Genomic DNA, 13,240 nt, shown 5'->3' on the forward strand with positions numbered 1-13,240 from the left:
ATCTAAAGCAAAGATTTGGGACTCAATGCCAATCACAGTGCTTCTGTGGGAAGTTAATGTATTTCACTGGCCACACACTGGCCATGCGATTAGGGAAATGACAACATCGAGAACCCTCCGAAAACGGAACCTGAAATCTCCGTTGGCTCCAGCCTCGCTGGTTTCCAACCACTCAGTGCCGCAGAAGCCAAGGTCGTTGCGCATCTGAGTTTGGGAGATTTCGACAGGCTTGGAGATGGCTTGCGCCCGGAGCAGGAGGATCCAGCGCGCATCGTGCGCGCGACTCTATTGCGCTTCCTCATCCTCGGGAATAGCGAATATCATTTGCACGAAAAGGGGCTGAGGCTAAGCGGCGCTTGGGTGTCCGGTATTCTCGACCTCGAAGGTTGCCGGATTCCACGCGACATTGGTCTCAAGGACTGCCACTTCGAAGCTTCGCCGATCCTGCGCTCGGCCATCATCGACAACCTCTTTCTGGACGGTTCGGCCATGCCCGGCATGCAGGCTGATCGTCTCGAAGCGCGTGGGGGTCTATCCTTCCGCGGCGCGACTATCACTGGAGAAATCCGTCTCTCCGGGGCACGCATCGGTGGTAACATCGAGATAGACGGCGCATCCATCGTCTCGCCCGCAGGCATTGTCCTCGACGCCGGCGGATTGGAGGTTCGTGGTGCGATCCTGTTGCGCGGCGCAGACGTCCGCGGGGGCATTAATTTTTCGGGCGTCCGACTTGGCGGTGACCTCAACGCCGTCGGCGCACATGTCGAGCGTCCCGGCGAAGTCGCCCTGAACGGGGATGCCATTGTCGCGGGCGGTGACCTCGCCATGCGAGGGGCAACCATCGTCGGCGAGGCCCGCCTGCTGGGTGCCCGCTTTGGTGGAGACATCGATTGCACATCGGCGACGCTATCGCAGCCTGGCGGCTACGCATTGAGGCTCAATCGTGCAATCGTCGATGGTGCATTCTTCCTGCGACAAGGTGCTTCGGTTGAAGGTACGCTCGACCTGACGGCCACGTCGATCGGAGCGATTGATGACGAACAGGCAAGCTGGCCAAAGATGGGTGATCTGCTACTGAACCGTTGCCAGTATGGCGCGTTCATCGGCGGGCCCGTCGACGCGGCAAGCAGGCTCGATTGGCTATCTCGTCAGACGCCTGAACGATGGAGCGCGGATTTCTGGCCGCAACCCTACGAGCAGCTTTCGACCGTGCTGCGGGAAATGGGTCACGACGAAGATGCCCGCGCCGTCCTGATCACCAAGGAACGGCTGCAGAGGCGCGCACGGCGGGCGCGCGCAAAGAACCCGGCGCTGCGCGTCGCTCTTGCCACAACGGATGGTATATTGGCCATAACCCTTCGCTATGGCCGCCAGCCTCTCCTCGCGCTGTTGTGGCTGATCCTGTTTTGGGCGATCGGCATCGGCGTGTTCGCGTTCGCCCAGAAAAATGGTGCCATCAAGCCGAACAGCCCGGTCATCCTCCGTTCCCTTGAATGGACCACGTGCGGTCTGCAGCAGACCGAGAGCCGCTACATGCCCTCGAGCGGTCAGACTTTCGCTGGACGCGCGGCGACTGGAGAAAATCAGCTTTCCTGCTTCCTCAACCAGCCAGAAGCAGCTAGCTACCCGGAGTTCAACCCGCTCATGTATTCATTGGATGTCCTGTTGCCGGTGCTGTCCATCGGCCAGAAGGAATACTGGCGGCCGGATCCCACAAAACCCAATGGCCAATTCATCCTGAAATACTATTTCTTTCAGTCGGTTGTTGGCTGGGCCTTGAGCCTGCTTGCAGTCGCCGGGTTTTCCGGGCTGGTCAAGTCGAAGTAAGTCGATGCAACTGCATGGGCAATTGCTTCGCCAGCATGTCAAAACGTCGATATCAAGGGAATGCGGCACTAACAGCACATGCGTGCCGCCACGGGCCATCTCTTGGGTTCCCGCTGGAATTGGGATTCCAAGCGCCCATTTGGGATTTCTGACCAATCACAAACCATAGACAGACGTTATAGTCGAAGTGCCTCTCAGATAAGCTTTATCCCATTTAATTGAGCTTCCCGGAGTGCTGAGGATGCTGGTTTTAGTGAATAGGTCGATGCGAAGGGTGCGTGCGTTTGGCGCGCTGTTTGGTCTTTTGATGGCAGCCACGACGCTTGCCGGATGTCGGGAGGAGACAAAGGAACCCGCCCCGCTCATCCGCCCTGTGCGGACCATTACGGTCGACCACAGCAAGCTTGGCGACAGCGTCAGCCTCACCGGCCATGTCGAGGCTGAGAACCAGGTTTCCTTCGCGTTTCGGCTTGGCGGGCGTGTGATCGAACGCTTGGTCAACGTTGGCGATCAGGTCGAGCCAGGACAAATCCTCGCGAAACTCGACCCCCAAAATGAGATCAGTGCACTCCGCACCGCACAGGCCAACCTGGTTGCTGCCGAAGGGCAGCTAGTCAAGACGCGTAACGCGTTTGGAAGACAGGAAACGCTATTGCGGCAGGGTTTTACGACACGCGCCCAATTTGATGCCGCACAACAGGCCATGCGTGCGTCGCAGTCCCAGGTCGACAGTTCGCAAGCCCTGTTGGACAATGCCGAGGATCGCGTGGGCTTCACGGAATTGCACGCGGATGCCGCCGGCAGCGTCACCGCCGTTGGTGCCGAGCCGGGCGAAGTTGTTCAGGCGGGGCAGATGGTCCTCCAGGTCGCCCGACAGGATGGCCGTGACGCCGTTTTCGATGTACCGGCACAGCTGCTGCGGCAGGCTCCGGAGGCGGCTATCATAGAGGTCACCCTGACCGACGATCCTGCGGTCAAAGCTACAGGACGGGTTCGCGAGGTGGCACCCCAAGCCGATCCGACTACAAGGACGTTCCGGGTGCGCGTCGGCCTGAGCGATACGCCGGAGGTCATGCGACTCGGGTCGACAGTTATCGGACGTGTGACACTCGCTTCGTCGCCGGAGATCGCAATACCCGCCACCGCATTGACCAATTTCAACCGGCAGCCTGCAGTCTGGATCGTGGATCAGGACAAAAAAACCGTGTCGACACGCAACGTCGAAGTGCTTCGCTTTGATCCAGCCACGGTCGTCATTGCCCAGGGCCTCAACCCCGGCGAGGTCGTCGTGACCGCCGGCGTTCAGGCCTTGCATGATGGCCAGGAAGTTCGATTGCTTGGGTCAACCCAATGAACGGCTTCAATCTGTCAGCATGGGCACTGAAAAGCCGCTCACTCGTGATCTACGGGATGATTGCGGTCGTCGTGGCCGGCGCGGCCGCTTTCATCAATCTCGGTCGCAACGAGGACCCGGCGTTTACCATCAAGACGATGGTCGTCAGGGCTGCCTGGCCGGGCGCGACCCTTGATGACACGCTGAAACAGGTTACCGAACGGCTGGAACGCAAGCTTCAGGAGATACCTGAAGTGGATTTTCTGCGGAGCTTTACCAATGCTGGCGTGACAACCATCTTCGTGAACCTCAAGGATGCAACGACGTCGGCGGAGGTCCCTGACGTCTGGTATCAAGTGCGCAAGAGCATCGGGGACATTAGACCGACGTTACCAGCGGGCATCGTGGGGCCCGGCTTCGACGACGATTTCGGCGATACATTCGGCATCATATACGGCTTCACCGCGGATGGTTTCACCCAGCGCGAACTTGCAGACTACGTTGATGACGCCCGCTCGCACTTGCTGCATGTGCCAGATGTTTCCAAAATCGACGTGCTTGGAGCTCAGCCGGAAAGAATATTCATCGAATTCTCCACGGAACAGCTCGCCGGTCTCGGCATCGATAGGGCCGCCGTGATCGCAGCGCTCCAGGCACAGAATGTGGTCAGCCCTTCGGGCACTTTGCGCACTTCGGACGAAAGGCTGACGCTGCGTGTAAGCGGAGCTTTCGATTCGGAAGAGGATCTCCAGAATCTCAACTTTGTGGCAAACGGCAGGCTCGTCCGGCTGCGCGACATCGCCGAAATCCACCGGGCCTACGCAGATCCGCCGCAGCCGATGTTTCGTGTTAATGGCAAGCCCGCCATGGGCCTTGCGATTTCCATGCGTGAGGGCGGCGATATTCTGGCATTGGGCCGCAACATCACGGCGGCGATGCAGGAGATCACTGCGGATCTGCCGATCGGCATTGACACTACGCTCGTCGCCAATCAGCCGCAGGTCGTCGATGATGCCATCGGCGAATTCACCACGTCGCTCTGGCAGGCAATCCTCATCATCATGGCCGTCAGTTTCATCAGCCTCGGTATCCGTGCGGGCACCGTTGTTGCTCTCGCCATTCCACTGTCTCTGGCGATGGTGTTCGCGGTCATGCAGATTTTCGGGATAGATCTGCAGCGTGTGTCTCTAGGCGCCCTGATCATCGCGCTCAGCCTCCTAGTGGACGACGCGATGACAACAGTGGATTCCATGACGACGCGGCTCGCACTCGGCGACGAAAAGGAAGAGGCGGCGAGTTTTACGTTCAGGACGCTGGCAGCCGCCATGTTGACCGGCACCCTCGTGACCGCAACGGGTTTCGTTCCGATCGGATTTGCGCAGAGTTCCGCAGGCGAATACACATTCTCGATCTTCGCAGTTGTCAGTATCGCCCTCGTCGTTTCCTGGCTCGGGGCGGTGATTTTCTCGCCCCTCCTCGGTGTAGCCCTGCTCAAGAAGCCGGATAAGGCCGAACCTGGAAGACCTTCCATCGTTCTTCGCTTCTTCCGCAGCCTGCTCCTTGGCGCGCTGCGTATGCGTTGGCTGACAATCGGCCTGACGCTTGCATGTTTCGTGCTAGCGCTGCTCGCGCTTCCATTCGTGCCACGCCAATTCTTTCCATCCTCAGATCGGCCCGAGCTACTCGTCGATATAAGGCTGCCCCAAAATGCGTCGATCGCAGCAAGTCAGAAAGCCTCCGACCAGCTCGACGCGCTTCTGAAGGACGATCCCGATGTTGCCCATTGGAGTACCAATGTCGGGCGCGGAGCCATACGTTTCTATTTGCCGCTTAACGTCGAACTGCCGAATGAGTTCTTCTCGCAAGCGGTTGTCGTTGCAAAGGATGTTCCCGGCCGCGAGAGGCTGCGCGCGCGACTGGAAGAGGAACTGGCGGAAAAGGTCCCGAGTGCCATTTCACGCGTCTCGCTGCTCGAACTCGGGCCACCGGTTGGCTGGCCGGTGCAGTACCGCGTCAGTGGTCCCGATCCGCACGAGGTCCGCGCTATCGCCCAGCGCCTGGCGCAGATGCTCGGCGGCAATTCGCAGCTGAAGCGCATTAATTTCGATTGGATCGAACCGGCACGCACGATACGGGTTCATATAGACCAGGATCAGGCGCGCCTGTTGGGCCTAAGTTCCCAGGCATTGGCCACCGCCCTGAACACAGTGGTGTCCGGAACAGCCGTGACGCAAGTGCGCGATGATATCTATCTGATCGATGTCGTCGTCCGATCGACCGATGAACAGCGCGTATCACTCGACAATCTGCGCACGCTGCAGTTCCCGCTCGCCAATGGCCGGACCGTGCCGCTCAGCCAGTTCGCCACATTCGAGGTCGATCAGGAATTTCCCGTGATCTGGCGCCGCGACCGCGTTCCAACGCTCACCGTGCAAGCGGATGTCACAGCCGGGTCTTCGCCGGAAGCCATCGTTCAGGAACTCGAACCGGAGATCGAGAAGCTCGACGCAAGCCTGACCGGTCCTTATCGGATCGTGCCGGGCGGAACGGTCGAGGAAAGCGCCAAGTCGCAGGCTTCGGTCATCGCCGTGGTCCCGATCATGCTGTTCCTGATGATCACTATTCTCATGATCCAGCTGAAGAGTTTCAGCCGCCTGTTTCTGGTGCTGAGCGTTGTCCCGATGGGGCTCATCGGTGTTGTCGGTTCGCTCTTCATCTTCAACAGGCCTTTGGGCTTCGTCGCCATTCTCGGTATTTTGTCGCTGCTCGGGCTGATCGCAAAGAACGCTGTGATCCTGATCGAACAGATCGAAACAGAGCGGGCCAAGGGGACTGAGGTATGGAACGCGGTGATCGATGCCACCGTATCGCGCTTCCGTCCCATCATGCTGACCGCGATATCCACTGTTCTCGGCATGATACCGATAGCATGGACCATTTTCTGGGGGCCAATGGCGATCGCGATCATGGGCGGCCTGCTCGTTGCAACGGTGCTGACTCTCGTCTTCCTGCCAGCCCTCTATGTGGCCGCATTCCGTGTCAAGGAACCGACCAGCAGTGCCGCTACCATGCGGCCCGTTTCACATAATCCGGCATAGCTCCAGATGAGGTTCGATCGCCAGTGACGAGTATCGAGTTTCCAGGTTTTGTCAGTCTGACGATAGCGATCGTCGTTTTCTTTATCGGCGCTGGGCTGAACGGCCGGATCGCGGCGCTGCGGCAATGGAACATTCCGGAAGCCGTGACCGGCGGTTTGCTCGCAGCTCTGACGACCCTTCTCGCCTATCGCGTCCTGGGAATTGCGATCTCGTTTGACCTCGCGGCGCGCGACCTGTTGCTCCTCTACTTTTTTACCGGCATCGGCCTCAACGCTCGCCTTGCCGATCTGATCGCCGGTGGCAAGCCGCTGCTGATCCTGCTTGGACTGACGCTGATCTATCTCGTCATCCAGAATCTTATCGCCGCCGGAAGCACCGCCGCCCTAGGAATGCCCGAAGGCATGACCGTTCTTGTCGGCTCAGCGTCCTTGATCGGCGGACATGGCACGACAATTGCGTGGGCCCCGATTCTTGCCGAGCGTTTCGGCCTCACCAACGCGATGGAGATTGGCGTGGCGGCGGCAACTCTGGGTCTTGTCATTGCAAGTCTTGTCGGTGGGCCAGTCGCTGGTCTCTTGATTGCGCGCTATCGGCTTAAAGGTCCTGACGCCGCCCCTTCGATTGGATTAGGGGATGACGACGCCATGAATGACGACCTCAACCATATCACGCTGCTGCGCACTATCCTCGTCCTCAACGTTGCGGTCCTTATCGGCTACACGGTCGATGAGCTATTGGCTGATTTGGGATTTCGTCTACCCCTCTTCGTCGCCTGCCTCCTGTCTGCCATCGTCTTGACCAACGTCGTTCCGCGGATCATGCCGTCCCTGTTCTGGCCGACGCGGACGCGCGCGTTGGCCCTTGTTTCCGACCTTTCGCTGAGCATCTTTCTTGCAATGTCGCTGATGAGCATGCAACTCTGGACTCTCGGAGGGCTTGGGCCGTCGCTGCTTCTGATCCTCGCGCTCCAGACGATTGCAGCGATTGCCTACATACTCTTCGTTGTATTCCCGCTGATGGGTCGCAACTACGACGCCGCGGTGATTGCCGGCGGCTTCAGTGGCATAAGCCTTGGGGCAACGCCGACTGCCATCGCCAATATGACTGCCATTACCAAACTGCACGGCGCGGCACCGATGGCCTTCATTATCCTACCACTGGTGTCTGCTTTTTTTATCGATATCGCAAATGCGTTCGCGATCGGCTTTCTCGTCAATTGAGCAGGATTAGCACCATCTACTGCGAGAAATCCTCCGTGGCGAAGTGGATTGCCGTGTTGCTGTCGGCAAAGGCTTTTGACAATTCCGACAGAACTTCGACCTAATTTCGAACACCTTCAGGTAGAGAGGCCACCGTTTGTGCAACTTGTTTCGTAACAGTTACGTACTGAACAGACCGCAATGGTTGTGCCACACTTGTGAAGTCGAGCATTTGTAACTGCGCGATACCTTATTCTTGTGGTTTTTTGGAGCAGCCATGCCTGTACTTCCCCCAACAAAATGGATCGAAGTACTACTATGCTCGTCTCTAACAATGAGACAGCGCCACCTGTTTTGCACGTTGTTCCGGGTACGACAAATGGTGAAATCATGAACGCGCATGATCATATCGCACCATCGGATATATCGCTCGATCGAAACTTTGCACACGCGGCAGCGGCGTCTGCCATCAACGGCCCTCCTCCCCAACCGAAGCGGTCGTCTTCCGGCGCATTTTCTATTCCCGCGTTCAAGTTCGATACCAGCGGCGTGCCGATTGACCATCAGTATGAATCGTGGCGCAATAGCTTCTCCTCGATGCTCGAGTTCGGCGAATGCAGGGACAAGTCCCGCGGCTTTGAAGGAAAGCAAACGGTCTGGGATCTCGGCAGCCTGGCGTTCTCGCGGATCAGAACCAGCGCACTCGAGTTTGCAAGTGTCCCAGGTCATGCGCGCAGGGAAGCGCTCGATCACTGGACATTGACCCTTCCACTCGACGGTTCGATCAGCACCGAGGGCCCGGCAGGAAGCTTTCAAGGCGGCGCCGGTATCGTCCAGGTTCATTCGCTGGGGCGTTGGTTTGAAGGGAGTGTAACAGATAGCGAAATGCTGATGCTGTTTGTTCCCCGAGATTCCGATCCAGAAGTGGCACATGTCCTCAGTGCTTCCGAGTTCTCCACAGTCGACACCGCGATGGGCCGGCTGTTGTCCGACTATTTCATCGGATTGGCCAAGCGGCTGCCAGCGGTCGAGGCGGACAATCTCCCTGAACTCGTTGGCGCGACGCAGGCGATGATCCGGGCCTGCCTGCTGCCATCTCCAGGCAACATCGAGGAGGCTCAGGCACCTATCGCCCGCGTGTTGCTCGAAAAGGCACGCCGCGTAGTGCAATCCAGATTGTTCGATCCATTGTTCAATGCCAAGGTCTTGCGGCGTGAACTCGCGATTTCACGCACCGGACTTTATCGAATGTTCGAGCCATTCGGTGGCGTGATGCATTACCTGCAGCACCAGCGGCTCCTCGATGCACACGCAGCATTGGCCGACCCGAACGACAAACGTCGTATCATCGAGATCGCTGAGCAACGATGTTTCAGTGATGGCGCAGAGTTCAGCCGGGCATTCAAGAGGGAGTTCGGCTATACGCCAAGCGAAGTGAGAGCGGGCCGCAGCAGTGTGCCGAGCAGGCCACCAGGCGAAATCGCCACCGCAGCTCCTGAAGAACGCCTCGGATTGCTGCTCCGCAAGCTTCACGGTTGATCTGCACCAACGATGAGGTTTTCGATGCGTCATGATGATCTGGACGAGCGGCTGAGACAACTGGGCGTGAACGTCGGGCCCTTCACGTTCACCGTACTGTTCCTGATCGGTGTTGCAGCTGCGATCGGAATTGGTTGGTTCCTGTATTAACGGGCGCAGGCACAGTGCCAGCAGTCGATAGCGCATTGGATAGGCACTTGGTGTTCAGGCGAAGCATTTTGATACTCCGTACAATCACGCTCATCTTCATGGTGGGCGGCGTTGCGGCATGTGCGTCACCGGCCCGGGGTGTCCTTGCGCCCGTCAACACCGCGGCGCCTGGTGCGGCCAAGGTCGATCTGCTCGTGGCGACGACCCGGGCGCCAACGTCGCAAAAGGGCGTATTCTTTACGGGCGAGCGGGGTCACGATCTCAACCTCGCCAACGTCGTCGTCTCAATTCCACCCAACCGCAATCCGGGAACAATCCAATGGCCGCGTCGGCTTCCAGGCGACCCTGAGCGAAACTTTGTGACCACTGCCGTAGACACCGTCAACGTTCGGGACATCCGAACCTGGTATCGGTCGCATGCAGTGAGTGGCAGGCGCGTTCTGATCTTCGTGCATGGCTTCAACACACGGTTCGAAGACGCGGTCTTTCGTTTCGCGCAAATTGTCCACGACTCGCGCGCCGAGGTGACCCCCGTGCTGTTTTCCTGGCCATCGCGCGGGGCTTTGCTCGACTACAACTACGATAGGGAAAGCACCAATTTTTCCCGCTCAGAATTGGGCTACGTCATTCAACAGGCGGTCAATAGCCCGGAGGTATCCGAGATCACGATCATGGCTCATTCAATGGGCAGTTGGCCAGTGATGGAAGCCCTGCGTGACATAGCGATGCAAGGCAGGCGGATATCGCCCAAGATCACGGACGTCATTCTCGCTTCGCCGGATCTCGATATCGATGTCTTTCGGAAGCAGCTGATCGACATCGGCCAAGAACGGCCACATATTTCGATCTTCGTGTCGGCAAACGACAGAGCGCTTCGGCTTTCCCGACTGATATCGGGGCAAGTGACGCGCGTTGGCGGAGTGGACCTTACAGACGCAAGCTATAAAGCCCAATTAAAGATGGCATCCGGGATTACGGTGTATGACCTCAGCGCGCTGCGAAACGGTGACAGCCTCAACCACACGCAGTTTGCGACAAGCCCCGAAGTCGTCCGGCTCTTTGGCGAGCGGCTGCTGAGAGGGCAATCCCTCTCTGACGCCGATCCAAACATACCCGGCAATTTTGGTGCTGCCGCCGTCGAAGCCGGCCTGGCAATTGGCACGGTGACGGGCGCCGCCCTCAGTGCGCCTATCCGCATCTTTGAAAGCACGGCGCGTCGATAGGTACGTTCATGACTTCTTGTTTATTCTGCCATCTGTCAACGCCTGCCCCGTGCTCGCCCGGGGGCGGGCCGCCCGTTTACGGCCGCGGCAGGATGGCATTGGGGCCATAGGCCGTCGATGCGGTTGAGAGCGCCGGCAAGGGAAGGAGTGCCCCGCTTTGGCTGCGGACTCGCAGCCTCTGAATGTTCTCTATCCGGGTTCGGACCGAACGAACCTGAACTATCTCCTTCTTCCAATCCTGCGCACATCGACGACGCGGCCATTGCTTTGCCTGACGGCAATCTCGAACCGGGAATTTCCACGTAATGCGCGATAAATAAAGAACCGACCACGGCAATCCATGCGCCTTATGTTGCGGAAACCGCGATTGCGGAGCAACCTTTCGCCCTGGCTGCAGGTTATTCCCCTGCCTCTGTTGAGATTGGTGCCGATGGTGATGCTGACGGACTGGGCAATGGCGGCGGTAGGCAGCGCCACAGGCGTCATCAACAGGCTGAGAACAAGTCCCAGCGATACAAACAAATTCTTTCCCAAGCTTTCCTCCACGGCGATTGGTGGTCAGAGCAACGACGGTACCGCCCTTGCCGTTAGTTCAATGGACTAGGTCAGCACGGACAGAGCAGATGGCATAGTACGTAACGGTTACATACTGAATGATTGAAGATGTTCTGTAGTCCCTCAGGTCGAATACTCCCAACCGTCATGTCTTGAATGTCGCGAGTGTTGTGGACGGATCAACCAATTCTGCGTAAGTCGACGACCCTGCCGTTGTGACGATTGACTGCGATTTCAAAACGGCGGCCTGCCTGCCATGCCCGATAGACAAAGAACCGCCCACGGCAATCAACACGCCAAACATCGTGAAAGCCGCGTTGTCTCAACCGATTGGCACCTAACTCGCAAACGACTGGACGCCCCCTATTCAGGCTTGTCCCAACGCTAAGAGCAGGCGGGGCGGCGTTGGCGATATCGAGCCCAATGACAGGTGACAGCATAAGACAAAGGTATAGTGCCCTGACGAAAGACCTTGGCATGCCTACCTCCTTGGAAAGGATATCGATACCGGAAATTAGCCCATCCGGCTACGACTGTGACCTGCGCGGAATCCCGAATCTTCGCTTTAGGTGTATTTAGCGGCGCCTTCGAACATTCGCTTGCTCGTTTGTTGAGCGACGACCCGAGCACTGATAGCATGCATGCTATCATTTTGAGGGTTTTGGTTTCCTTGAAACAAAGCATTGGAGGTTCATCATGGCTGCAATCGATGACAAACCGATCTCATTGTTCAAAAAGCTTGGCGGGTTGATTGCCATTATATTAGGCTTTCTGCTGGCAGCTGTTGGCTACAGAGATGGATCGACCGAATACCTGACGTTGGGGATTGTGCTGATCGCGATTGGTCTGGTGCTCATCGTTCTCATGATCGTCCGACGGAACAAGGGCCGGCATGTTTGACGCATTCGATTTTGCTCTGGAGGCATATCGCTGGAGTGCCGCCTAAAGATATTAACCCCGAGCCGAACGGTGGGCCAAGAATGCATCGCGGGGGCCATCTTCCGATCGGCAAATCTATGTCCCTTGTTGTCCCAACTGATCCTCGTTTACGAGTACACGCCCCACAGCACATCGAGTTTGCGAGTCCCCTGCTCCGCTCAGAGACCTCCAACACAATCGCCAACTTCTCAGACGCAAAAGTCCGGGATTAGGTAGAAACGACCGCCAGTATGGTCATATGTTATTGATTCTACATGAAAATCCTCTTTTTTTCTGATGCCGCTACTGACGGGCTAATTGAGGCGGAATTCTAAATGCGAAGTCTGAATTGCTTTTAGTTTTCCTTAGGTTCGGTTCTGACCACCACTGACATTCCTGGCACCAATTGCTTAGCGAGTTCCTGGTCGGAGTCGATTGCAATGCGGACTGAAATGCGCTGTGCGATCTTGGTGAAATTGCCAGTCGCGTTGTCCGGCCTGATAATGCTGAACTCGGACCCTGCCGCTGGGGCAAAGGCCTCGACGTGCCCCATCATTCGCCTGCGGTCTAGAGCGTCGACGGTGAAACTAACGCGTTGACCTAGCGTAATGTTCGTCAGTTGGGTTTCCTTGAAGTTGGCAATTACCCATACGTCCGGTGGAACGATCGCCATCAATTGCGTGCCCGCGGCAACATATTGTCCAAGCTTCACGCCAACCTCGCCGAGCCGTCCGTTTCGAGGGGCAAGGATCCGCGTGTTGGCCAGATCAATCTCGGCCAGCTTCACAGCCGCTTGAGCTCCGGCGACGGCCGCCTCCAAGGAGCCGCGGCTGACTTTGATTGTCTCAAGATCCTGCCGCGACACTTCGAGGGCGGCCTTGGCTTGCAATTCCAGGGACTGTGCTTGTTGCTTGGCGCTTTCGCTCTGATCGGCATCGCTCTTGCTCATGACGCCCCGGCGCGCCAAGGGGTCGATTCTCGCCCAATCGGCCTGGGCCTGATGTGAGACGGCGATAGCGCTGTCAAGCTGCGCCTGGCTTGAGGCGATGCGTGCTTCGGCCGCGCGTTGTTGCTGGGCCGAATTGTCCAGCGCAGCCTGTTCACCTGCCAGTGTCGCTTTGGCCTGGTCGAGCTATTGAGCAAAAATCCGATCGTCTATCCGGGCCAGAAGCTGACCCTCCACAACTTCCGCATAATCCTGTACCGCCACCTCAACGATATAACCGCTAAGCTGCGGGCTGATCAGCGTGACGTAACCCCTGACATAGGCATTCTCCGTTATCTCGACATCGCTCCTGAACGGCGGCAAACGCCAAGCATAGAGAACAATGACCAGGCCCGAGACACCCACGGCGATTGCGATCAACGTTGCGAAATGGCGGCGATAACTGGACATAC

Annotated in this window: 9 protein-coding genes and 1 pseudogene; 8 read left to right on the top strand and 2 right to left on the bottom strand. The window is 57.8% G+C overall.

Translation table 11 applies throughout. The features are described 5' to 3' along the window. Positions 1 to 240: 240 nt before the first annotated feature. The 7 genes from PHA01_RS27670 (at position 241) to PHA01_RS27700 (ending at position 10,369) form a co-directional block, all read left to right on the top strand. Positions 241 to 1,827: a bactofilin family protein gene (locus PHA01_RS27670; protein WP_271899477.1), complete on the top strand. Its 1,587-nt coding sequence runs from the start codon at positions 241 to 243 to the stop codon at positions 1,825 to 1,827. Between the two features lie 241 nt (positions 1,828 to 2,068). Then, positions 2,069 to 3,181 (top strand): efflux RND transporter periplasmic adaptor subunit, encoded by a 1,113-nt coding sequence (locus PHA01_RS27675; RefSeq protein WP_271899478.1) that lies wholly within the window; start codon positions 2,069 to 2,071, stop codon positions 3,179 to 3,181. Beyond that, the gene (locus PHA01_RS27680; protein ID WP_271899479.1) at positions 3,178 to 6,258 is read left to right on the top strand and encodes an efflux RND transporter permease subunit; all 3,081 of its coding nucleotides are present in this window, start codon (positions 3,178 to 3,180) and stop codon (positions 6,256 to 6,258) included. Before PHA01_RS27675 ends, PHA01_RS27680 begins: the two co-directional genes overlap by 4 nt. A 23-nt stretch (positions 6,259 to 6,281) precedes the next feature. Continuing rightward, complete coding sequence (gltS, locus tag PHA01_RS27685; RefSeq protein ID WP_271899480.1) at positions 6,282 to 7,478, top strand: sodium/glutamate symporter; 1,197 nt, start codon at positions 6,282 to 6,284, stop codon at positions 7,476 to 7,478. A 369-nt stretch (positions 7,479 to 7,847) separates the two neighbouring features. Further along, positions 7,848 to 8,996, top strand: a complete 1,149-nt coding sequence (locus PHA01_RS27690) for a helix-turn-helix domain-containing protein (protein ID WP_271899481.1) — start codon at positions 7,848 to 7,850, stop codon at positions 8,994 to 8,996. 24 nt (positions 8,997 to 9,020) lie between these two features. Further along, positions 9,021 to 9,146, top strand: a complete 126-nt coding sequence (locus PHA01_RS27695) for a hypothetical protein (RefSeq protein WP_271899482.1) — start codon at positions 9,021 to 9,023, stop codon at positions 9,144 to 9,146. A gap of 68 nt (positions 9,147 to 9,214) precedes the next feature. After that, positions 9,215 to 10,369, top strand: coding sequence for an alpha/beta hydrolase (locus PHA01_RS27700; RefSeq protein WP_271899483.1), 1,155 nt, complete (start codon positions 9,215 to 9,217; stop codon positions 10,367 to 10,369). A 219-nt stretch (positions 10,370 to 10,588) separates the two neighbouring features. Here the strand turns inward: PHA01_RS27700 and PHA01_RS27705 are convergent, their stop codons facing one another. Beyond that, positions 10,589 to 10,903: a hypothetical protein gene (locus PHA01_RS27705; protein WP_112551159.1), complete on the bottom strand. Its 315-nt coding sequence runs from the start codon at positions 10,901 to 10,903 to the stop codon at positions 10,589 to 10,591. A 717-nt stretch (positions 10,904 to 11,620) separates the two neighbouring features. On the opposite strand from PHA01_RS27705, the gene PHA01_RS27710 reads away from it, so the two are divergent. Further along, the gene (locus PHA01_RS27710; RefSeq protein WP_112527216.1) at positions 11,621 to 11,824 is read left to right on the top strand and encodes a hypothetical protein; all 204 of its coding nucleotides are present in this window, start codon (positions 11,621 to 11,623) and stop codon (positions 11,822 to 11,824) included. A gap of 373 nt (positions 11,825 to 12,197) precedes the next feature. Here the strand turns inward: PHA01_RS27710 and PHA01_RS27715 are convergent. Then, positions 12,198 to 13,238 (bottom strand): annotated as a pseudogene (locus PHA01_RS27715) (HlyD family secretion protein). Positions 13,239 to 13,240 lie beyond the last annotated feature (2 nt).

This window comes from Candidatus Phyllobacterium onerii (genome assembly GCF_028331445.1).
GTDB classification, from domain to species: domain Bacteria; phylum Pseudomonadota; class Alphaproteobacteria; order Rhizobiales; family Rhizobiaceae; genus Phyllobacterium; species Phyllobacterium onerii.